General features: G+C 50.5%; 17 protein-coding genes. 10 read left to right on the forward strand and 7 right to left on the reverse strand.

Annotated elements, in window-relative coordinates; translation table 11 throughout:
- Positions 1 to 1,332, forward strand: coding sequence for a glutamate--tRNA ligase (gltX, locus tag ACJAZW_RS05115; protein WP_415155799.1), 1,332 nt, complete (start codon positions 1 to 3; stop codon positions 1,330 to 1,332).
- Here gltX and ACJAZW_RS05120 read toward each other — a convergent pair.
- Positions 1,277 to 2,374 carry a DUF2865 domain-containing protein gene (locus ACJAZW_RS05120; protein ID WP_415155800.1) on the reverse strand — a complete coding sequence of 366 codons (1,098 nt, stop codon included), beginning with the start codon at positions 2,372 to 2,374 and terminating at the stop codon, positions 1,277 to 1,279. The genes gltX and ACJAZW_RS05120 overlap by 56 nt on opposite strands.
- Positions 2,375 to 2,502: 128 nt before the next feature.
- On the opposite strand from ACJAZW_RS05120, the gene ACJAZW_RS05125 reads away from it, so the two are divergent.
- From ACJAZW_RS05125 to ACJAZW_RS05160, 8 genes are all read left to right on the forward strand, one after another.
- Positions 2,503 to 3,507, forward strand: coding sequence for a fumarylacetoacetate hydrolase family protein (locus tag ACJAZW_RS05125; RefSeq protein WP_415155801.1), 1,005 nt, complete (start codon positions 2,503 to 2,505; stop codon positions 3,505 to 3,507).
- A gap of 78 nt (positions 3,508 to 3,585) precedes the next feature.
- On the forward strand, positions 3,586 to 4,128 hold the full coding sequence (locus tag ACJAZW_RS05130; protein WP_415155802.1) for a VOC family protein: 543 nt from the start codon (positions 3,586 to 3,588) through the stop codon (positions 4,126 to 4,128).
- A gap of 325 nt (positions 4,129 to 4,453) precedes the next feature.
- A complete protein-coding gene (cysS, locus tag ACJAZW_RS05135; RefSeq protein WP_415155803.1) occupies positions 4,454 to 5,896 on the forward strand; it encodes a cysteine--tRNA ligase in 1,443 nt (480 codons plus the stop codon).
- Entirely contained in the window at positions 5,896 to 6,366 is a 471-nt protein-coding gene (locus ACJAZW_RS05140) for a GFA family protein (RefSeq protein WP_415155804.1), read from the forward strand. The genes cysS and ACJAZW_RS05140 overlap by 1 nt, the downstream gene beginning before the upstream one ends.
- A 2-nt stretch (positions 6,367 to 6,368) precedes the next feature.
- Positions 6,369 to 7,967 carry a citramalate synthase gene (cimA, locus tag ACJAZW_RS05145; protein WP_415155805.1) on the forward strand — a complete coding sequence of 533 codons (1,599 nt, stop codon included), beginning with the start codon at positions 6,369 to 6,371 and terminating at the stop codon, positions 7,965 to 7,967.
- Positions 7,968 to 8,145: 178 nt separating this feature from the next.
- Positions 8,146 to 10,386: a LysM peptidoglycan-binding domain-containing protein gene (locus ACJAZW_RS05150; RefSeq protein ID WP_415155806.1), complete on the forward strand. Its 2,241-nt coding sequence runs from the start codon at positions 8,146 to 8,148 to the stop codon at positions 10,384 to 10,386.
- Between the two features lie 41 nt (positions 10,387 to 10,427).
- The gene (locus ACJAZW_RS05155; RefSeq protein ID WP_415155807.1) at positions 10,428 to 10,751 is read left to right on the forward strand and encodes an ArsR/SmtB family transcription factor; all 324 of its coding nucleotides are present in this window, start codon (positions 10,428 to 10,430) and stop codon (positions 10,749 to 10,751) included.
- 3 nt (positions 10,752 to 10,754) lie between these two features.
- On the forward strand, positions 10,755 to 12,674 hold the full coding sequence (locus ACJAZW_RS05160; RefSeq protein WP_415155808.1) for an ABCB family ABC transporter ATP-binding protein/permease: 1,920 nt from the start codon (positions 10,755 to 10,757) through the stop codon (positions 12,672 to 12,674).
- A gap of 352 nt (positions 12,675 to 13,026) precedes the next feature.
- Here ACJAZW_RS05160 and ACJAZW_RS05165 read toward each other — a convergent pair whose 3' ends face one another.
- From ACJAZW_RS05165 to ACJAZW_RS05190, 6 genes are all read right to left on the reverse strand, one after another.
- The gene (locus ACJAZW_RS05165; protein WP_415155809.1) at positions 13,027 to 16,404 is read right to left on the reverse strand and encodes an efflux RND transporter permease subunit; all 3,378 of its coding nucleotides are present in this window, start codon (positions 16,402 to 16,404) and stop codon (positions 13,027 to 13,029) included.
- Positions 16,401 to 17,603, reverse strand: coding sequence for an efflux RND transporter periplasmic adaptor subunit (locus ACJAZW_RS05170; protein ID WP_415155810.1), 1,203 nt, complete (start codon positions 17,601 to 17,603; stop codon positions 16,401 to 16,403). The genes ACJAZW_RS05165 and ACJAZW_RS05170 overlap by 4 nt, the downstream gene beginning before the upstream one ends.
- 11 nt (positions 17,604 to 17,614) lie before the next feature.
- Complete coding sequence (locus ACJAZW_RS05175; protein ID WP_415155811.1) at positions 17,615 to 18,163, reverse strand: helix-turn-helix transcriptional regulator; 549 nt, start codon at positions 18,161 to 18,163, stop codon at positions 17,615 to 17,617.
- A gap of 144 nt (positions 18,164 to 18,307) precedes the next feature.
- The gene (gene cysQ, locus ACJAZW_RS05180; protein ID WP_415155812.1) at positions 18,308 to 19,114 is read right to left on the reverse strand and encodes a 3'(2'),5'-bisphosphate nucleotidase CysQ; all 807 of its coding nucleotides are present in this window, start codon (positions 19,112 to 19,114) and stop codon (positions 18,308 to 18,310) included.
- A 16-nt stretch (positions 19,115 to 19,130) separates the two neighbouring features.
- Positions 19,131 to 20,003 carry a carboxylating nicotinate-nucleotide diphosphorylase gene (gene nadC, locus ACJAZW_RS05185; protein ID WP_415155813.1) on the reverse strand — a complete coding sequence of 291 codons (873 nt, stop codon included), beginning with the start codon at positions 20,001 to 20,003 and terminating at the stop codon, positions 19,131 to 19,133.
- 72 nt (positions 20,004 to 20,075) lie between these two features.
- Entirely contained in the window at positions 20,076 to 20,735 is a 660-nt protein-coding gene (locus tag ACJAZW_RS05190) for a glutathione S-transferase N-terminal domain-containing protein (RefSeq protein ID WP_415155814.1), read from the reverse strand.
- A gap of 178 nt (positions 20,736 to 20,913) precedes the next feature.
- On the opposite strand from ACJAZW_RS05190, the gene ACJAZW_RS05195 reads away from it, so the two are divergent.
- The gene (locus ACJAZW_RS05195; protein WP_415155815.1) at positions 20,914 to 21,852 is read left to right on the forward strand and encodes a crotonase/enoyl-CoA hydratase family protein; all 939 of its coding nucleotides are present in this window, start codon (positions 20,914 to 20,916) and stop codon (positions 21,850 to 21,852) included.
- Position 21,853: the final 1 nt, after the last annotated feature.

A 21,853-nucleotide genomic window follows, 5' to 3' on the forward strand; every position in this document is an offset into this window, starting at 1 on the left:
ATGACCACAGTCGTGCGCTTTGCGCCTTCACCCACTGGCTATATTCACCTGGGCAATGCCCGACCTGCTTTGATGAATTGGATGTTTGCGCTCAAAACTGGTGGTCAATTCATCTTACGTTTTGATGACACTGATTTGGAACGTTCCAAACAGGAATATGCCGACGCAATTGAGTTGGATTTGGCATGGCTTGGCATTAAACCGCACCGGCTTGAGCGCCAATCTGAACGCAAAGCCTCGCATGATGCTGCGCGCGACAAGCTGATCGCTGCGGGTCGCCTATATGCTTGTTACGAAACAGCCGACGAACTTAATCGCCGCCGCGCGCGGGCGCGCGCAATGGGCAAACCACCGATCTACGATCGTGCGGCCTTGGACCTCACCGATGAAGACAAAGCCAAGTTGGAAACCGAGGGTCGCAGACCCCATTGGCGTTTCAAACTTGAAGGTAAAGAAGTTGTTTTTGAAGACGTGGTACGTGGCGCGCAAAAAGTGAACACCGACACGATGTCGGACCCGGTTTTGATCCGTGAAGATGGCAGCTATCTTTATACTCTGCCTTCAGTTGTGGATGACATCGAAATGGGTGTAACCCACATCATTCGTGGCGAAGATCACGTCACTAATACTGGCGCACAAATCGAACTGTTTGAAACGTTGGGGGCCGTAGCGCCAACGTTTGGCCACCACAACTTGTTGACCGATGCAACAGGCGAGGGGTTTTCAAAACGCAAAGGCTCATTGTCGCTCACCAACCTGCGTGAAGAAGGTTATGAAGCGCTTGCGGTTGCGTTGATCGCCATTCTTACGGGCACCAGCCAACCCGTCGCACCACATGCATCGCTTGAAGTGCTTGCACAAACGTTTGATGTTTCAATGGTTTCGCGCAGTTCAGCGCGGTTTGACCCAGCAGAACTGGATGCGTTCAATGCACGTATGGTGCATCATCTAAGCTATGACGACGTCAAAGATCGCCTTGCGGCGCTTGGGCTGGAAGACGCCGAAGCACTTTGGAATGCGGTGCACGAAAACCTCGCCAAATTTGGCGAGATCATTCAATGGGGTGAGTTGGTTAAAGGCCCTGTCGATTCAATTGTCGCGGACGAAGACCGTGAGTTCATTGACGCAGCGCGACAAAACTTGCCGGCGGAGCCTTGGAACGAGACGACTTGGGGCGAGTGGACCAACCAGCTGAAAGCTCAAACTGGACGCAAAGGCAAAGGCTTGTTTATGCCGCTCCGTTTGGCTTTAACCGGGCAGTCGCACGGTCCCGAGCTTACGACCCTGCTGCCGTTGCTGGGACGTAAGGCGTGTCAGGACCGACTATCCTAACCGACTTGTCGCCAACGGTGACTAAGCGCAAATCAGCATTCGCTTCACTATTAAGCACAACTGCAATTTGGCTTTCGCCCTCACGTCTGGGGCGAGGGCGCGGTAGCGGCACATAACTTGCGGCGACCACTTCAATTTCTTGCACCTGGCGTGGATCGCGGCGCGGCAATGGGAAACTGATGTCGCCAAACGAAATCACCGCCTGTGAATAGTCGCCACTTTCTCCAGCTTCAATAACGCCGTACACTTCGGTTTGTTTGGCGTTGCAAGTGGCGTCAAATTCGCGCCTATATTTAAAAGCATTTGGGCTGTCTGCGTAGCGCCGACCATTAATGTCGACCATATCCTCAGGCGATCCGCCACTATTGTCATAATAGTATAGGGAGAGATCAGTCGTAGTCGCCTGCGCTTGGCAGATGCCAGCATCATTGTTGATGTTGTCTCTGGCCGTGGAAAAACTCACCGGCCAATAATAGCCGTCGCAAGATCGAACGCAGACCGTGCGATAGGTGGTGACAGAAAAATCATAGATATCATCATCATTGATCCGGTCATCCCCGCCGCCAAATAACCGCTCAAACAAGGTTTTGCGTTCTGGGGTCGCATCAATCCGGGTTACAGAACCACTGGAGCTAGAGCTACAGCCAAACCTTGCATATTGTTGCAGTGCGGCTTCGCGTGCCGCTGCCACTTGGCTGCCTTTTTTGACTTTTGAAACCGCGTTTGTGTAATCGCTTCTTTCACGCTTTATTTTTCGTGCGACTGCACGGCAATTTCTATCCAGGCGCCCACCAGCGTTTACAACTTTTTGGCAGCCGCCACGCACAAATTCGCTCTCCCATTTTTTGATAGAGCTCAGGGCATTTTTTGCAGCTTGGTCATTTTCACGCCCATCGCGAAAATCTGAGTTGCGTTCATATGATCGGATTTGGCGTTGTAACGCCTTACAACTGTCGGCCTGCGCAAACGCAGCTCCGCCGATGCCAAAGCTAATAAACAAGGCAACAATAATCGCCGAAATGCGCTGCACGAATCTACTCACCAAATTTAGAACCATTTTCGAATAATACATCAATCTGCCGATTTGATGGCAATGATTTAATGTACTTGGCACAAGCTTCTCAAAACCGTATTAAATTTGACTCAATAATTCCATATCGAGAAGAAATTATGAAGCTAGCAACTTTGCGCAATGGCGCACCTGACGGTCAACTGGCAGTTGTCTCAAAAGATTTGAAACGTTTTACTCAAGCGAGCGCTATTGCGCCAACATTGCAATCTGCCTTGGACCAGTGGGACGCGGTGTTACCAAAGCTGCAAACGCTCAGCGCTCAACTCAATTCTGGCGACATCGCAGGCAAGCCTTTTGATGCCTCAATGGCCATGGCGCCGTTGCCGCGTGCGTTCCAATGGATCGATGCAAGCGCCTATATGAGCCATTTGGAGCGTGTGCGGTCGGCATCTGGGTCCAAAGACGAGGAATTGCAAGCAGAACGCCCGATCATGTATCAAGGTGGGTCCGATACGCTGTTGGCAGCGCACGATGATGTGGTGGTGCCAAGCGATGATCTGGCGGTGGATTTTGAAGCAGAAATGGCTGTTATTCTTGGGCCGGTTGCGATGGGCTCGGGCATTGAGCATACCCAAGACGCGGTGCGACTCATCACCATCTGCAACGATGTATCGCTGCGCCGTTTGGTGGCGGATGATCTGCAAGGCGGCTTTGGATTCTTCCATGCAAAACCCTCATCAAGCTTTGGCCCGGTTGTTGCTACGCCAGATGAATTTGGCGAGGCATGGGACGGCAAAAGACTAGGGGGAAAGCTTCAGTCGCGTGTGAATGGCGTTATGCTTGGCCAGCCGCGCACAGAAGTGGACATGTTGTTTAACTATCCGCAATTGATTGCTGAGGCTGCACGCACCAGAAGTCTTGGCGCTGGCACCATTTTGGGATCAGGAACCGTTGCCAATACGCACGATGAAGTGCTGCCAATTGGCACCGATGGGATTGGGTTTTCATGCATTGTGGAAGCGCGAACCGCCGAGAAACAAAAAACTGGAAAAGCAGTTACCCAGTTCCTTAGAGCTGGCGACGAGGTTGCCATTCAATTTGTGGCCGTTGATGGCAGTACCCCTTTAGGCGAAATCAAACAAACCATTCAGATCGCTGACTAATCGATTTTTCTTGCAATTAGTGACAAACGCAACTAATTTATCCATATAGTTACAGATGAAACTAATTTGGAGGCAACAATGAAGATCGAACAAATCCACCACGTCGCCTATCGCTGCAAAGACGCCAAAGAAACGGTTGAGTGGTACACAAAAATGCTCAACATGGACTTTGTGTTGGCAATTGCCGAGGATCACGTGCCGTCCACCCATGAGCCTGACCCCTATATGCATCTGTTTCTTGATGCTGGAAATGGCAACGTTCTGGCATTTTTTGAATTGCCGACTAAGCCGGAAATGGGCCGCGATGAAAACACACCAGTTTGGGTGCAACATATTGCATTTAAAGTGAAAGATCGCGACACGCTGATTGAATTCAAAGAACATCTGGAGGCCAATGGTGTCGACGTGCTGGGTGTCACCGACCACTCGATTTTCCATTCCATCTATTTCTTCGACCCGAACGGTCACCGCGTTGAATTGGCTTGCCCTGATCCCAAAGAAGCAGAGCTCTTAAAACGGCTGGATAGTGTAAAGTGGGAAATGCTCGAAGAATGGTCAAAGACCAAACGCGCGCCAAAACACGCCGATTGGTTGCATGCCAAAGAACTCGAAAACGTTTAGCAGTCGCGACCACTGTACGAATTTACTAAAAATAAGTGAGCGGGCAACGCCCGCTCAACCATACTCTGTGCTTGATGAATTACCAACTTCGCTGCCGTCGTGAACTTGAAAACGTCGCCGTGCGCGGCGTTTTTTTGATTCCAGCTTGATTTTTCTCAACGCCCATTGCAAAGTGCGCGCATCATGATGAACCAGAACGCAATCTGCATTATCGGCTGCATTATTATTCGCTAATTCACAATTGGCGGCGTGGTTCTTTCTTTGACAAATTCAGACAGATTTGACCTCGCTGCCCACAGGGCAAACACCTTTATGGTTGGGGCAAATGACACAAATTCAACTCTACAACACACTGACACGCACCAAAGAAAAATTTGCTCCAATCGATGCGGACAATGTGCGCATGTATGTGTGTGGACCCACCGTTTATGATTATGCCCATATCGGCAATGCGCGGCCTGTGATCGTATTTGATGTGCTTTATCGCTTGCTGCGCCATGTTTATGGCACCGAGCATGTGGTCTATGTGCGCAACATCACCGACGTTGATGACAAGATCAACGCGCGCGCTGTCAAAGAACATCCAAAAATGGAGCTCAACGCCGCGATCCGCGAAGTGACCGAGCGAACTGCGTCTCAATATCGCAAGGACATGCTTTCTCTGGGCAACCTTGACCCAACAATTGAACCGCGTGCCACCGACAATATTGCCGAAATGATCGTGATGATCGAAACACTGATCGAAAAAGACCATGCCTATATTGCGGGCGGTGAGGTGCTATTCGACGTCAACTCAATGGCGGACTATGGCAAATTGTCGAACCGCAATTTGGATGAAATGTTGGCGGGCGCACGTGTGGAAGTCGAGGCCCACAAAAAAAGCCCCGGCGATTTTGTGTTGTGGAAATTATCAGACGAAAACCAGCCGGCGTGGAAAAGCCCTTGGGGGCGGGGACGCCCGGGGTGGCACATCGAGTGTTCCGCGATGTCTCAGCGCTATATCGGCAAGCATTTCGACATACATGGCGGCGGCATTGATTTAGTGTTCCCGCACCATGAAAATGAATTGGCTCAGTCACGCTGTGCCCATGGCACAAGCCATATGGCCAATGTGTGGATGCACAATGGTTTCTTGCAAATCGAAGGTGAAAAAATGTCCAAGAGCTTGGGCAATTTTTACACTGTTGCTGACTTGCTGGAGACAAAGAAATTCGGAGCTAGAGCATGGCCGGGTGAAGTTTTGCGCCTCGCCATGTTGATGACAAACCATCGGGAACCGATCGATTTCACCAAAAAACGGCTTGAGGAAGCAGAGAAAAACCTCACTCGTTGGAAATCTGCGATGTTGAAGTTGGGTTTGAGCTTTTCAGAGAAAAACCGCGAAGAATATCAAGCGCTTGGGCCATGCTCAAAACTGCTCGCGCACTTGGCGAATGATTTGAATATGTCAGGTGTCGTCGCTGAATTACACCGCCATGCGGGCGGAGATAAAGAGCACAATGCGCGTCGGCTGTTCGGTTCTATGCAATTGCTCGGGATGGTGACATTTGACGGTATGCAGGCATTTGAGGAGGCACAAAATGCCGGACCCAGCCACGACAACTCCGATCAGATCGAGGTAAAAATTGCCGCTCGTCTGGCACATTTGAATTCGAAAGAGTGGGGTGAGGCGGACGCCATTCGGGACGAGCTAACAGCAATGGGTATTAAGCTCAAAGATGGCAAAGACGAAGTGGGCAACCGGGTGACCAATTGGGAAGTGGAATAATGAACGAGATAATCCATAGTGGCGGCTGCCAATGCGGTGCGATCCGGTTTCAGGCGCGCGGCGATGAGTTCTGGCCGTCAATTTGCCATTGCCGTATGTGCCAAAAACAAACGGGAAACTATTTTGGCGCGTTTGCGACCTTTAAAGACGACAAGGTGACGTGGACGCGCGGCGAAGTGAGCTACTTTGTTAGTTCCACCATCGCCAAACGCGGTTTTTGCAAAGATTGCGGAACGCCACTGACATACGAGTGGCACGGCGATGGTGTGTCGTTGGCCATCGGCGCGTTCGACAACCCCAATGAAGTTGCTCCGAACAAGCAGTTGGACGTGGCTGCGCGCATCAAGAGCTTTGATACTTTGCACGAGTTGCCAGTGGTCGATGAACCAGCTGATTTCAAAGAACAACAATTAAAGCTCAAAAACTTCCAACACCCCGATCACGACACTGAGAAATGGCCGGAAGAGTAAACATGACCAAAGAACGCCTTTTTCTGTTTGACACAACATTGCGCGACGGCGCGCAAACCGCTGGCATTGAATTCTCTGTTGAAGACAAGATTACGATTGCCAAATTGTTGGACAATATGGGCATTGATTATGTTGAGGGTGGCTATCCCGGTGCCAATATGGTCGATACCGAGTTCTTCTCGAAAAAACGGACCAAAAACGCCACCTTCACCGCATTCGGGATGACCAAGCGCACTGGGCGGTCCGTGGGCAATGACCCCGGTTTGCAGGGCTTATTGCAGAGTGAAGCTGAAGCGATTTGTTTCGTCGCTAAAGCCTGGGATCGGCAGATAAAGCTGGCGATGGGCATTAGTTTGGATGAAAACTTACAGTCTATCGATGCGTCTGTGCGCGCTTCGGTGAAAACCGGGCGCGAAACCATTGTGGATTGTGAGCATTTCTTTGACGGCTATAAATCAAACCCCGAATACGCTTTAAACTGCGCCAAGTCTGCATTTGATGCAGGCGCACGTTGGGTGGTGTTGTGCGACACGAACGGCGGCACGATGCCGAGTGAAATTCATGATATTGTGCTTGCCGTGAAAGATGTGGTGCCTGGTGCCAATTTGGGCATTCACGCGCATAATGATACCGAGCAAGCGGTTGCCAATACGCTCGCGGCTGTTCGCGCCGGCGTGCGACATGTGCAGGGCACCCTAAACGGGATTGGCGAACGCTGCGGCAACGCAAATCTGATCTCACTAATCCCGACTTTGATGCTCAAAGAGCCTTTTGCTTCGGCAATTGAAATCGGTATTTCGACTGATCAGCTTCAGGGCCTCACCAACGTTTCGCGCGGCTTCGACGAATTGCTCAACCGCGCACCGGCACGGCAATCGCCTTACGTTGGGGCATCGGCTTTTGCAACAAAAGCGGGTATTCACGCATCGGCCTTGCAAAAAGACCCGTCGTGCTACGAGCATATTGAACCTGAAATCGTTGGCAATCAACGCAATGTGATGGTGTCGCAACAAGCGGGGAAATCCAACCTTTTGACCGTGCTGGCCCGTTTTGGCATCCAAGTCGAGAAAAATGATCCTCGATTAGATGGACTATTGCACACGGTAAAAGAACGCGAAGCGCGCGGCTATTCTTATGATGGTGCAGACGCTTCATTTGCACTGCTCGCCCGCAAAACACTCGGGCAAGTGCCTGAATATTTTCGTGTCGAAAGTTTCCGCACTTCTGTTGAGCGGCGTTTTAATGCGCGCGGTGAAATGGTCACCATGTCCGAAGCGGTTGTGAAACTCGAAGTTGATGGCGAAATCTTGATGTCGGTTGCCGAAGGTAACGGTCCGGTCAACGCGCTTGATTTGGCGATGCGCAAGGATTTGGGCAAATATTCGGACCGAATTGATGATCTTGAATTGGTGGATTTTAAGGTGCGTATCCTAAACGGTGGCACGGGCGCGGTCACCCGTGTGCTGGTAGAATCAAGGGATAAGTCGGGCGAGAGATGGTTTACTGTAGGTGTTTCTGCAAACATCATTGATGCTTCGTTCGAGGCGCTGTATGAGTCTGTTACGTACAAGTTGCTAAAGACCGAACCAGAGAAAGGGTAGTCTGGTTCATCAAATGGTCGGAACGCGAAAATAATGGGAGGCAACCCTGGCTGAATCGACTTCAAATTCAAATCTGTTCGTTGCGCTAGGATTTGCAGCAGCAACCGCAGCCGTCGTTGTCGGAGTGGTTGCCGCTCCGGCAATCTCCACCTGTTCTCAGCAGTCTGATCAGCCATTCTTGAGCTGCGTTGTTAGCCAAGTACTTGGTAGGGACAATGATGGTGTGCAGGTCAGTAACGCAAATGATGCTGTAAATACTGAAGAAGAAGTTATAGCCGACGCAGCGCCGATTGCACCCGAACCGGCCATGCGCGAAGACGACCATATAGTGCCTGACTTCACGATCGCGCGGGCAACCGCAGATGGTCTGGTCGTCATTGTGGGTACCGCAGCTGTGGGTGATGTGGTTGTTGTAAAATCGAACGGCCAGATTTTGGGAAAAACCAAGTCCGGACCCAGTGGCGAGTGGGTGTTCGTTCCAGAAAACCCATTACCAACTGGTGGCGTCGAGATCACCGTTGAGGCGCAAGACGCACAGGGCACATTTAGACCCGCAGCCAAATCAGAACTCGTCTTGATTCATGAGGGTCGTGACAAAGAACCAATCGTTGTCGCATCTATTCCCGGCCAGGCCTCAGATATACTTCAAGGACTGGATCAACAGGTCGTTGAAGTGGCAGAAGCAGCCGAAGAGGCGGTTGAATCGACACCTGAAGTTGTTGAATCTGAACCAGAACAGCCCCCAGCAACCGATTCAAATGAAACGCAAATTCCCAATTCTGATACGCCAGAACCAGTGGCGACCGAGCCAGTAACGGATGTAGTGACAGAAGCGGAGGCCGCGCCGAAAATCGCTGATGCAGCCGACAGTGCCGATGCTGAGGTGACTGAGGTCGCAGACATTGCCGTTGAAGAAGTTGTAACTGAAGATGTTGTGCCAGCCGAAAATGCAACCTCAGCAGAGGCCAGTACTGCGGGTAGCGCAGCGCCCGCCACTCAAACAACTTCCGCTGAAGATCAGCAAAATGCGACCATTGAAGTCGCTGAAGTCGCTGCCGAAACACCAGCAAAAACTGAGCAGCCAGAACAAGCAAGTACAACAGCCAGCGAACCACCAAATGATGAAGCCATTTCATCTGTTGCTGACGTGGCGGTAAATGAAGCTGAAGCAGTGCCAACCGCGCAAGAGATCGCAACGGCGGAGGCGGCAAAAATTGCCATTGAAGCGATTGAAACATTCGTGCAGCCAACCATTGATGCAATCGAAATTGACGGCGTAATGAATTTCATCGCTGGCGCAGGGCCAGACGGCGCGATCATGCGCGTCTATGTTGACAACCAATATATTGCGGACGCAGTTGTTGTTGATGGTCGCTGGTTGATCGAGGCCGAAAGCGTGCTCACCAAAGCTTCACAGCGCGTGCGCGCCGACATGCTTGTTGCGGAAACGTCGCAGGTCACTGCGCGGACTGAAGTGAATTTCGTTGTTGAAGATTTTGTCGAAATTCCAATTGTCACTCCGGACGCGGAAACAGATATTGCCGTTGTTGCTGAGGTGGAAACACCCACTGCCGAACAACCAATTGTCGAGGAGCAGTTGGTTGTTGAAACCGCCCAGCCTGAAGTCGAATTGACCGAGGAACTTGTGGACGCTGAAACAAAAGAAGCAGCGGCCGTTACCGAGCTGGAACCCGCAACTGCTACAGTTGCAGCGAGCGAAGAAGCAACCGAGGTGGCACAAGTATCACCTGAGGCAGAAGTCGTAGAAGTTACAGAAGTCGCCAAAGTCACAGAAGTTACAGAAGTTACAGAAGTTACAGAAGTTACAGAAGTTACAGAAGTTACAGAAGTCGCCAAAGTCGACGAGGTCGTAGAAGCACCAGCAGAGGAACCCGTTGTCATTGTTCAAGAAACGATGGAGCCACAAGTCTTAGCTGAGCCGAAAGCACAGGTGACAGCTGATGCCGTTCTGCCCGAGCCTGTTGAACAAGCTGACGAAACGGCGCTGGAAGTTGCTAAAGTTGAAGAAATACAACCAGACTTAGTGCCAGCAAAAGAAAGCGCGAAAATTGACGACGCGCTTGCTGATCCGCAGGATGCAGCATCGAACGATACTGCCCAAGTGGTTGAAAATATGGTGGATGAAGCGGCTGTACCAGAGCAAACCACAATGGATGTGGTTGATGTTTCTCAAGAAATACCCACCATCACAGCGGTGGCAGTAGGCGAAGGCGATCAGCAGCGGTTTGTGTCCGGCAAAGCAATCATTCGCAAGGGCGACAATTTGTGGACCATCGCACGACGTGTCTATGGTAGCGGGGTTAAGTACACCACCATATACGAAGCCAATGCCAACAATATTTCAAACCCGAACCTGATTTTCCCCGGTCAAGTATTTGATTTGCCAGATCAAGAATAGAGCTTGAACTGCGGGCGGAATTGCTTTATCGTAATATTACGATGAAAGAAGTTTCGCCCGAAGATCTGCAACTTGCCAAAGCCATGCGCGCCCTTTCACACCCGGCGCGGCTGGCCATTTTGCGATATCTTTCTGACATTCGCACGCCGTGTTGTGGTGATGTTATGTCGTGCGTTGACCTTGCTCAATCCACCGTGTCGCAGCACCTTAAAGTGTTGCTGGAGGCCGGTTTGATTGAACGAAAAGGCCAAGGCACAAAAAATTGTTATAGCATTTGCGCCGAACGTTTTGGTGCTGTGCAATCTTTGTTTGACCGCACCGTGGCCCCCCTCACGGCAAAGTTAGTTCCACAAAAATCGGAGTAGTACATGGCCCTTGCGCCAACAGGTCGTCCTGTTACCCAAACACAAACCGTGAGCGCGGACGAAGGTTCAACATTCACAACCTTGAAAAACCTATGGCCCTATATGTGGCCCTCAGATCGCCCGGACTTGAAAGCCCGGGTGTTGCTCGCACTATTGGCGCTGCTAACAGCAATGGTCGCCTCAACATTTGCGCCGTTCTTTTACAGCAAAGTCATTGATTCATTAGAAATTGGCAGCGGTGTCGAACAAGCCAAATTTTTTGGTTTGACCTTGGCTGTAGCTTTTGTTGTTGCCTACGGTTTTGGGCAAATCGTTGAGAGCATGTTCATGCAATTGCGCGACGTTTTGTTTGCCTCGGTTGGCCAACATGCCGTGCGCCAACTCGCACGCCGAACATTTGTTCACCTGCATGCTTTGTCGCTTCGATACCATTTGCAGCGGCGCACGGGCGGCCTTTCGCGCGTTATTGAGAGGGGCACAAAGGGCATCGAAACGATTGTGCGTTTCACGATGCTCAACACAGCGCCGACATTGGTTCAGTTTGTTATTATTTCAACGATTTTTGTCTGGCGGTTTGGGCTGCCATATCTTGCAGTTTTAGTACTGACCGTTGTTGCCTACATCTATTTCACAGTGAAGGCGAGCAATTGGCGTATCGGCATTCGCCGCAAAATGAATGACAGTGACACCGAAGCCAACTCAAAAGCCATCGACAGTTTGCTGAACTTCGAAACCGTCAAATATTTCGGCAATGAAGAGATGGAAGCGCGCCGGTTCGATGAATCGATGGCCGTCTATGAGGGGGCCGCGATCCGGATGTGGACCTCGCTCGGTCTACTCAATTTTGGCCAAGCTGTCATTTTCTGGGTTGGTATGATTGTCATCTCAATCATGTCAGTAAATAGCGTGCTGGCGGGTCAAATCTCGGTTGGCGATTTCGTGTTGATCAACATGTATATGATGCAAATCTATCGACCGCTAAACTTCATTGGTTTTGTTTATCGTGAAATTCGCCAAGCGCTGACTGACATTGAAAATATGTTTTTGCTGCTCGATAAAGACGCTGAAATCAAAGACAAGCCCGATGCGAAACCTTTGGATATCTCAGGACCGGTTCTCAAATTTAACGACGTGAAATTTCACTACGATCCGGACCGCGAGATCTTAAAGGGCGTCAGTTTTGAAGTGCCAGCGGGCAAAACCATTGCTGTTGTTGGCCCGTCAGGTGCAGGCAAATCCACGATTTCTCGGCTCATTTATCGATTTTATGATGTCATTGAAGGCAATGTGGAAATTGGCGGGCTGGATGTGCGCGATGTTACACAAAAATCCCTACGTGCAGCCGTCGGCATGGTGCCACAGGATACAGTGCTGTTTAACGACACCATCGCCTACAACATTCGCTATGGACGCCCGGATGCAACCGACGAAGAAGTTCGCGAAGCGGCAAAGTTGGCGCAAATCGGTGACTTTATCGACAGCTTGCCACAGGGCTACGACACACCTGTTGGTGAACGCGGGTTGAAACTGTCTGGTGGTGAAAAGCAACGTGTGGCGATTGCGCGGACAATTTTGAAGAGCCCGCCAATCCTCATTCTTGACGAGGCAACATCAGCTCTTGATACTCAAACCGAACGTGAAATCCAATCGGCACTTGATCATGTGTCGCAAAACCGCACGACCTTAGTGATTGCCCACAGGCTTTCCACGGTGATCAATGCAGATGAGATCATTGTTTTGCGGGCAGGGGAAATAGCAGAGCGGGGCAACCACGAGGGCTTGTTGGCCCAGGATGGCCTGTACGCGCAAATGTGGAACCGGCAGCGTGAAGTGGATGAGGCAGGCGAGAAACTGCGCCTCGCCCGCGCAACCGACACAGAAGGCTTTTTGCTGAGCAGTGAAGATAAAGAGCCAGCAAAGTAGTGCTCGATCGACGTCGGCGCGGCATTTGCTGCGCCGATCATGCTTGCATGACCCTGTCTAAGCTTGGTTGAAAAACCTATCCAGCCACCGCTGCTGCAACCAACCCTAAAAGTTCCAACTGCATTCGCTTGCATCTCCCCAACATACTGACAAATCTGAGGCCCTGATGGCGTTCGGGAAGTTTGTGAATGGGACCGCGACCATTGTCTAAGTGGTGCTTTGCTGTGAGCTATTGACGGATAACTCACGGGCAATCAACAACGACTTTTCCTCGCAAATTTGCTGCCCCCCAAAACAAAGGGCGCAACAAATGCATGTTGCGCCCAATTGGAACTTTGAAATGCCGTGCTGTTTATTCAGCGGCGGCAGGTGTTGGCCGCGACACAACAGTCACCCCATCGCGTTCTTCCGATATCAAGTCGCCTGTCATATAGGCTTTTGCACTATTGGCGTCTGTTGGAATTTTGGCGGCAAGCGGTTGATCTTCAACCGATGGTGTTTCGCCTTCATCCCCAACTTGTACGGCATTACGTGTCGCCTTTGCCAGACGACGCGCACTGATCACGCGGAACGGATAGGTGATCATTTGCCACAGATGGATGAGTTGATCTTTCCAAATTGAGGGCGCAACCAACAGAACGGGCACCATAATCAATGTCAGAAGTGTCGAGAAGGTCAGACCTGAAATCACCGCAGTTGCCAACTGTATCCACCACGCGCCCGACGGATCACCGACAATGATTGATTGTCCGAAAAAGTCGAGCGTGATGCCCATCGCCATTGGGATGAGGCCAAACACGGTTGTGATCGTTGTGAGCAAAACCGGACGCAAGCGTTGCGACGCGGTCATAAGCGACGCACTAATCGGGTCAGCGCCTTCATGTCGGAAGCGGTTATAGGTATCAATCAACACGATTGAGTTGTTCACCACAATCCCGGCAAGCGACACAACGCCCACCCCAGTCATAATGGCAGAGAACGGCTGACCGGTGATCAACATGCCAAGCAAAACACCAGCCACAGACATAATGACCGTGGATAGGGTAATGGCAACCTGGTAGAAACTATTGAACTGGGTGAGCAAAATTAGGAACATCAAGAACATAGCAGCGCCACCAGCTTGCGCCATAAACGCATTGGTTTCGTTGGTCTGTTCGTCAGCGCCAGCATATTCAAACGCAACGCCAGCTGGCCAGGTTTGAGCGCTGATCCAGGTTTTGAGTTCTTCAACTTTAACAGCAGCCGTCGCCGGCGAACCGTCTTCGTTCTCGCCAGAAACGTTGGCTCGAACGCTCATTGTGTATTTTGAGTCCCGGCGAGAAATCGACGCAACTTTTGGTACAGCTTCACGGGTAATGAAATTCGAGACCGGCACCAAACCTGCGTTGGTAATGATCCGCAGCGAATCTAGCGCTTCAAAACTACGCTGGTCTTTTGGCAAGCGGACTTTAATGTCTAACTCATCAATTGCGTCGTCAGGACGATAAGTGCCGATAGAAACACCTGTGGTGACGAGCTGCACATATGGGCTGAGATCACGAACACCAATGCCATAAAGCGCTGCCATTTCACGATTGACGTTAATTTTCCAATCAATGCCGGGTAGGGGGCGACCGTCCTCAACTTCAATCATGTTGCCAAGATCGTTTTCAACAAAGTTGCGGATTTTCGCCACCGTTGGTGCCAAGTCGTCATATGACTGGGCGGTAACGCGCATGCTCAAATCTTTACCGGTTGGCGGGCCTTCTTCAGCCTCAAGCAGTTCAACGCCGACGCCTTTGATGTCTTTAATATTGTCGCGGATGTCCGCAAATATTTCCTCTGCGAAGCGACGATCAGAAAACGGCTCGAATTCAAGCTGCAAGTTACCCAACGTGTCAGGTGGCGGCGATGAAACAGCGCCAGTGCTGCCAAAATTCATCACAACTTCTCTGATGCCACTGACTTTGAGAACTTCTGTCTCAACTTCGATCAGCAAATCACGGATCTCGACAGGCGAATAGTTGCCCCGACCAGTTACAGCTACGGTTGCATATTCTGGTTCAATCGAAGGGAATGCTTCCATGCCAGTGCTGTTGGCACCGTAATACATGAAAATGCCAACAATCACGCCAATGCCGACGACCAGAACCATAATGGGACGACGAATAATTGCATTTAGAAAACGCACATATCCGCCGGTTAAGCCGGGCACCGCTTTGGGGTCGAAATTGTCACGACCAGAAAGCGCTTGAGCCGCAAGCTTTTCCTTCTCGCTGGCATTCTTGCGTGCAAGAAGACCACCAACTACAGGCAGAAAAACCATGGCGGTGATCAAAGAAGAGATCAAGGTGATGATCACCATTATTGGCAAATAGCTCATGAATTTGCCAATAATGCCGGGCCAAAGCAGCATCGGCAAAAAGGCAGCCAACGTTGTACCTGTTGAGGAAACGATGGGCCAGAACATCAGCTTTGCGGCACGAATAAACGCTTCGCGGCGCTCCATGCCTTCAGAGATCTTCCTGTCGGCATATTCCACGATAACAATCGCACCATCCACCAGCATGCCAACGGTCAAAACCAAGCCGAACATGATCATCATGTTTACGGTCATGCCGATCAATTGCAGGAACAAGAACGCCATCATGAATGATGTTGGAATGGCCAAGCCGATCATCAAAGCAGGCCGAATGCCAAGCATGGCAATGGTCACAATCATCACCAGCGCAACCGCTGTTAAAACAGCAGATTGCAACGATCCAAGCATATCTTGAGCAGGCTTTGCCTGATCAATCATCACAGCTGTTTTAATGGCAGAATTTCGATCTGACGCTGTTTCATCAACGAGCTTTCGAACATCGGCTGACATTTCAATAACGTTTGATCCAAGGCGCTTAAACACACCCAAAATGATAGCCGGTTGGCCGTTTACCCGTGTGAAAGTTTCAGCATCTTTGAACGTGCGTTGAATAGATGCCACATCGCCAAACGTGACGTTCGAACTGCCATCCGTTTTAAGCGGCAAATTATACACGTCTGACGCAGTTTCTATTAGACCAGGCACTTCAATGGCAAATTTGCCCTGTCCAGTATCTAGGGTTCCCGCTGGCACAACCAAGTTGTTGCGCGCGAGCGCGTCAAACAGCTGGTTGGTCGTCAAGTTGTATGATTCAAGTTTGATCATATCAACGACAATGTCCAACACCTCTTCACGTTGGCCAGACATATCAACGGTGCGGACCGCTGAAATACCTTCCAATTGATCCTGAAGCTTACGCGCGGTCTGTGACAATGCGCGTTCAGGCACATCACCATAAAGGGCAACTGTGACCGTTGGAAAATCGCTAATTGAGACCTCATTGACTGTCGGTTCATTTGCATCGTCAGGCAATTGCGACTTGGCGCGATCAACCTTTTCGCGCACCGCAGATATGGCTTCGTCTTTGTTGAAATTGATGTCGAATTCCAAAAACACTGATGCATGGCCAGTGGACGAGGTCGACGTCATTGCTTTCAACCCATCAAGGTTGCGCAGCTCATTCTCCATAGGACGTGCAAGCAAGCGCTCCGCATCTCCCGGCGACACGCCCGTTTGTGACACAGACACGTACAAATAGGGTATGTCGATCGCAGGCTGGCCCTCTTTAGGCAAATTGATGTAGGCGGAAACCCCCGCCAACAGCAGCACGATCATAATCGTGATGACGGATTTTGGCCGTCTTAGTATATTCTCCAGAGCATCAATCATGATGTTTTCTCGTCGCTTAGATTGTCAGCAACGACCTTTTGTCCTGCGATTACATATTCCTGCCCAAACGTGATGATGTCCACATTGTCGGGCAGGCCGGTCACCCAAATACCTTCCGTTGTATCGCGCAAAATTTGCACGGCATGGAAAGCAACGCTCTCGTTTGCCACCGCGCGCACACCAATTGTGCCCTCACTGTCCAACGTTAGTACCGATTGCGGCACAAAATGTGCCTTGGTTGTGCCCAGAACTGCAATCGCTTCTGCGGTCAGCCCAGCACGAATAGAATAATCTTTGTTCTCAATTTGCACCTCTACCGGGAATGCCCGTGTAGCAGGGTTTGAACTTGGTGAAACATAGCTCAATGTTCCAACAACTTCTTGCCCGGTGATCGTTTTGACGGTTACTGGCAAGCCTAGCGCTGCCGCATTTATGCGAGCCTCTGGAATGTCACCAGCGAACAAAATCGGGTCAAGTTGCACCAATGTCACGCAAACTGCCCCGGCGCTCAGCATATCGCCGGGTTCTGCAAGTGGGTCTTGCACAATCCCTGCGGCTTGCGAACGAATGATAGTGCGGTCAAGCTCTGCATTTGAACTGTCCAGCGCTGCACGCGCAGCTTCCAAAGCGGCCTCAAACTGGCGTCCGGAATTGGCAGGCGAAAGTCCCTTTTCGCGCAATGTTTTATTCGACGAATAGTCTAGCTCAGCTTTCGCCAATGACGCTTCAGCCTGAGCCAGTTGCGCTTTACGTGTGCCTTGATCAATTTCGCACAGCAAGTCACCAGCTTTTACACGATCACCCTTATCCACATGTCGCGATTTCAAAATACCGGTGGTTTCGGCTCTAATCGAAACCGTTGCACTGGCTTTTGTGTTGCCGCGTAGCGAAACGGTGAGGGGCAGGTCCTGAGCAACATATGTGCGTGTGCGCACGGACTGAAGTACCTCGGGCTCCACCGCAGGTTCTTCGACCGCAATTTCGGCAATATCGGTTTCGTCCTCAATTTTTGAAACGAGGCCGATCTGCTCTAAAGTTGCGCGGATACCACTGTCCTGGGGGAGCTCCAAGACGTCCAAAATGGCGCGTTCGCCATTTCCTTCACCTTGCCCACCTTGCACAAGGCTGCCGGATGCCATCCAGACCCCAATAATAACAATCAAAAGAAACGCCACGCCATATGACAGTAAAAAGCGCATGTATAAATTCCCTATTCGGCTGCCTTGGCAGCAGCATCTACACGCTGCGCCATGGCGATAATTTCACTCTTATGTTCAACGAGATAATCTCTGGCCTGACATAAACAAGTCAGCCCGTAATCTAAAACCCAGCGGTCTGCTTTAGCCTCCAGATCCGCTCCCATCTCCTTGATTGACGCAATTTCTTCGTCGACCTTTGAGATACGTTCTAAAATTCTTTTTTCAACCAGTTCACATGGTAATTCTTCTGCAAAACGCAAAAACAGCAAAAATTCAGAGCGGAAAACGTCATGATTGAGGTCTTCAAACAATGAATTTATGAACGTTTCGCGGCCAAGTGGGGTGATCGAGTAAACCCGTTTAGCAGGTTTGCCAGCTTGTGGTTGGACCCTGCTGGTGACCAGCTTATCCTCTTCCAATTTCGATAGAGCAGGATAGATCGATCCAAAGCTCGCCTCCAAGAAGTAGGAGAAATCCCCCTCTGTGGAACGTTTTCGGATTTCATAGCCAGTGGTTTCGCCCTGGGTGAGGATCGCGAGGCAGACAGTTCTTACATTCATATTTCATACTCGTCCGATATATATCGAACCAATATAGGAACATGGTCATTAAGAACAAGACTCTTTTGTCAGAATTTGACATTGGGGGTAACAAAATTGCGTGAACGGTTAATAAACCTGTTCATTATCACGCAAATTTCTTAACTAGCCGACAAGGCGCTGCATAATTTGTGCAGCTTTGTGTGCAATATTTAGATCTGCAGCCGCGACAAAATATGGGTTGAAAAAATCAACGTCAGACTTGCCATATGTGAGCGGTGTGCCGTCAATTTTGAGCACAACCCCGCCGGCGCGCAATAAGATCGCTTGCCCGGCAGCAATGTCCCACTCGCATGTTGGCGTGAAGCGCGGATAAAGCAGCGCATCCCCACGTGCCACCAAACATAGCTTGAGAGACGAACCAACGCTGATATCTTCCTCTATCTGTAATTCTTGGCACAAAGTGTCGAGCGCTGCATGACCGTGGGAACGGCTGGCGACAACTTTGCGCGGCCCGTCAGAACGTGTTTGCAGTCGCAAGAAAATGTCTGCCCCATCTGCGGCTTTGGTCACTGAAAACGCGCCTGCTTCGTCTGCGACAAATTCCAGATTGAGGGCAGGGGCAGTGACAACGCCAGCAATGGGCACGCCGTTCTCCACCAACGCAATATTGACGGTGAACTCGCCATTTTGTTTGATGAATTCTTTGGTGCCGTCCAACGGGTCGACCACAAAGAATTTGTTCCCAAGCTCTGGAATGCGCCCAGCCGCAACACTTTCTTCCCCCAAGACCGGGATGCCAGTGGAGGCAAGGTGTTCAAGAATAATGTCTTCAGCGTTCTGATCAGCTATGGTAACGGGAGAACCGTCACCTTTGCGTTCGATGCCCACACCATTTTTGTAGTGCTGCATAATCTCAGCGCCCGCCTTGCGTGCGGCGGTCAGCATGAGTTCGGTCAATGGGTTTATCACGGTGCTTTCCGTCCGGCTAACTGTCGATCTGAATGTCAAGACCAATATCGAGTGGCATTGCAGCCATGGTGATTTTGCTGGTTGAGATATATTCAACGCCGCTTTCAGCAATTTTGCGGACAGTCTGTAGGTCCACGCCGCCGGACGCTTCCAGCTTCGCCCGACCTTTGTTCAATTGCACGGCTTCGCGCAGCATTTTTGGTGACATATTATCCAAAAGAACAGCTGTCGCACCCGCATCCAGTGCTTCAGCAAACTGTTCAAGATTATCGACTTCGACTTCGATCGACATCAAATGCCCAGCAAAAGCCCGCGCGGCATTCACCGCTTGCGTCACCCCGCCTGCGACGGCAATGTGGTTGTCTTTGATCAATATGGCGTCATCCAGACCAAATCTGTGATTGGAGCCACCACCGCATTTTACCGCATATTTCTCAAAAGCACGAAGGCCCGGCGTTGTTTTGCGTGTACAGCAGATTTTTGTCCCTGTGCCCTCAACTTCATTGGCGAAAACCCTTGTATAGCTCGCAATTCCGCTCATGTGGCACATAAAATTAAGCGCCACGCGTTCGGCGGACATGATGTGGCGTGCATTGCCAGATATCCGCGCGATATTGTCGCCGCGGGCCACCAAATCGCCGTCTGACACAAGTGCTTCAAACTTTAAGCTGGGGTCAAGTTGCCGGAAAGCTTCGCGCGCAAGCTCAATGCCCGCAATGATACCTGGCTCGCGTACATTCATCACAGCAACCGCAACCGCTTCTTTAGACAATGTGGCCTGTGTCGTGACATCGCCAGCCATGCCCAAATCTTCAAGCAAAGCGTCACGCACGGCACGTTCAATAAGCGGCGCTGCGAGTTCCGCGGGATGCGCAGGTGAATTGATCAATTGGTCACCTCAAGTTTTAATTGCTGTTGCTTTAGGGCGAATTGCATCAAGCTGCAAGCCAAAGTCATAAACTCAACAAACAACAGGCGGAAAAACCGTCACTGGATCACCATATTTCCAAACAGGGTGTTTTGTCATGATGCCAGCAAACCGATCAGAGGCGAGAAAACCATCGAGCCAAACAATGACGTTTGTGAAATCTTGTTTCCAAAACCAATCTTTGTCGACAAAAGCAAACTGTCGCACAAAAGGCAGGACGCAAATGTCGGCAAGCGAGATTTTAGCACCAAAAAGAAAAGCATTGCCTTCAAGACGTTGATTGAGTTTACGCAGCGCAACAATTGCACCATCGCGCGCACCTTTTGCAAAATCGGGATCGGCATGAAACTGGTACTTATACTGGTCCAAGAGGGGCTTGAATTGCGCGTCAATGTCAGAAATCAGCCGGTGCATGACATCGACATTGCCACCTTCGGGCATCAACATATGCTCTGGATCGTGGATATTTAAAGCCCACAGGGCGATGTCTAAACTCTCGTCAATTACGTCGCCACTGACAATTTGCAGCACCGGCACAGTGCCTTTTGGCGAAATTGCCAGCATATGATCTGGCTTGTCGCGCAGGACGATTTCGCGCAACGCACAATTTACCTTGGCGGAGGCAATCGCCATTCTCGCGCGCATTGCGTACGGACATCTACGGAAACTATATAGGATTGGATAGTCGATCATCGTTGCCAAATATCAAATTTCTGGTCACAGTTCCAGTATTTAGATCACACAAACCCGTGTTCCCAAATAGCATCACTGGGAATCATCAAAAACAAAATTATTCCAACCAACGCATTTGCAATTCATCGCTGGATGTCGTTTAGTTTAACAATATTTTAGTATTTTTTGAAGTGTTCATATGACCAAAAACCTCGCCGTACGTAATAGGTCGATTGGTCGGGAAGAGTTAGCGTTCAAGCTTCTCCCCCAATCTGACCTGCCATTTAACCGTCCAAAGCGCTTCGAGCGGTTCTGGGGGAACCTAGGGCAGATCGAAAGCAGTTTTGACATCTCCAACTCAACAGTCTGGTCTTTCATGCAGTTTGAAGGCCGCGCGTCATACAACCCGCGCTTGCTGGATGATTTCCACAATTGGCATGACAATATAAGATCGCTGAAAGCTCAGATGCATGACGAATTCAAGTTTGTGGTGCTCGGATCAAGGCATGAAGACTTCTTTTGCCTTGGCGGCGATCTTGATTACTTCTCTAAGTGCATAGAAGGGCAAGATCGAGAGGGGCTATATGAATACGGTTTGTCGTGTGTGCAGATTCTGCATCGTAATTGGCAAGCAACCGAACTCGATTTGATCACAATCGCGATGGTGCAGGGTGATGCGCTTGGCGGTGGATTCGAATCCCTGTTGTCATTCGATATCATTTGCGCAGAAAAGGGGGTCAAGTTTGGGTTTCCCGAGCATTTGTTTGGGCTGTTTCCTGGGATGGGCGCACTGACTTTTCTGGGCCGAAAACTCGGGTTTGCCAAGGCCGAGCAAATAATTAGAACCGGCCGCTCGATAAGCGCAGAGGAACTTTTTGAGTTGGGTGTGATTCAAATTTTGGCTGAACCAGGCGAAGCGGGGAAGGCTATAAAGAAGTATATCGCCAGAACGCTAGCCCGTCACAAGCCTGCGTGCGGCTATCAGGCCGCTATCAAACGGGCGAACCCTATTCCTTTTGAAGAGTTGGATGATATTGTCCAATATTGGACCGACGCGGCGCTGCAAATTACGCCGCGCGAACTCAAGATCATGCGAAGGCTTGTCGCGGCACAATCAAATAAGCCGCTCACGAAGTGAT

Origin of the sequence: Maritalea sp. (genome assembly GCF_047634455.1) — a bacterium.
In the GTDB taxonomy this organism is placed as follows: domain Bacteria; phylum Pseudomonadota; class Alphaproteobacteria; order Rhizobiales; family Devosiaceae; genus Maritalea.

Coding starts and splice junctions, on each gene's coding strand:
- gltX (WP_415155799.1), top strand. CDS start 1: ATGACCACAGTCGTGCGCTTTGCGCCTTCACCCACTGGCTATATTCAC.
- ACJAZW_RS05125 (WP_415155801.1), top strand. CDS start 2,503: ATGAAGCTAGCAACTTTGCGCAATGGCGCACCTGACGGTCAACTGGCA.
- ACJAZW_RS05130 (WP_415155802.1), top strand. CDS start 3,586: ATGAAGATCGAACAAATCCACCACGTCGCCTATCGCTGCAAAGACGCC.
- cysS (WP_415155803.1), top strand. CDS start 4,454: ATGACACAAATTCAACTCTACAACACACTGACACGCACCAAAGAAAAA.
- ACJAZW_RS05140 (WP_415155804.1), top strand. CDS start 5,896: ATGAACGAGATAATCCATAGTGGCGGCTGCCAATGCGGTGCGATCCGG.
- cimA (WP_415155805.1), top strand. CDS start 6,369: ATGACCAAAGAACGCCTTTTTCTGTTTGACACAACATTGCGCGACGGC.
- ACJAZW_RS05155 (WP_415155807.1), top strand. CDS start 10,428: ATGAAAGAAGTTTCGCCCGAAGATCTGCAACTTGCCAAAGCCATGCGC.
- ACJAZW_RS05160 (WP_415155808.1), top strand. CDS start 10,755: ATGGCCCTTGCGCCAACAGGTCGTCCTGTTACCCAAACACAAACCGTG.
- ACJAZW_RS05165 (WP_415155809.1), bottom strand. CDS start 16,404: ATGATTGATGCTCTGGAGAATATACTAAGACGGCCAAAATCCGTCATC.
- ACJAZW_RS05170 (WP_415155810.1), bottom strand. CDS start 17,603: ATGCGCTTTTTACTGTCATATGGCGTGGCGTTTCTTTTGATTGTTATT.
- ACJAZW_RS05175 (WP_415155811.1), bottom strand. CDS start 18,163: ATGAATGTAAGAACTGTCTGCCTCGCGATCCTCACCCAGGGCGAAACC.
- ACJAZW_RS05190 (WP_415155814.1), bottom strand. CDS start 20,735: ATGATCGACTATCCAATCCTATATAGTTTCCGTAGATGTCCGTACGCA.
- ACJAZW_RS05195 (WP_415155815.1), top strand. CDS start 20,914: ATGACCAAAAACCTCGCCGTACGTAATAGGTCGATTGGTCGGGAAGAG.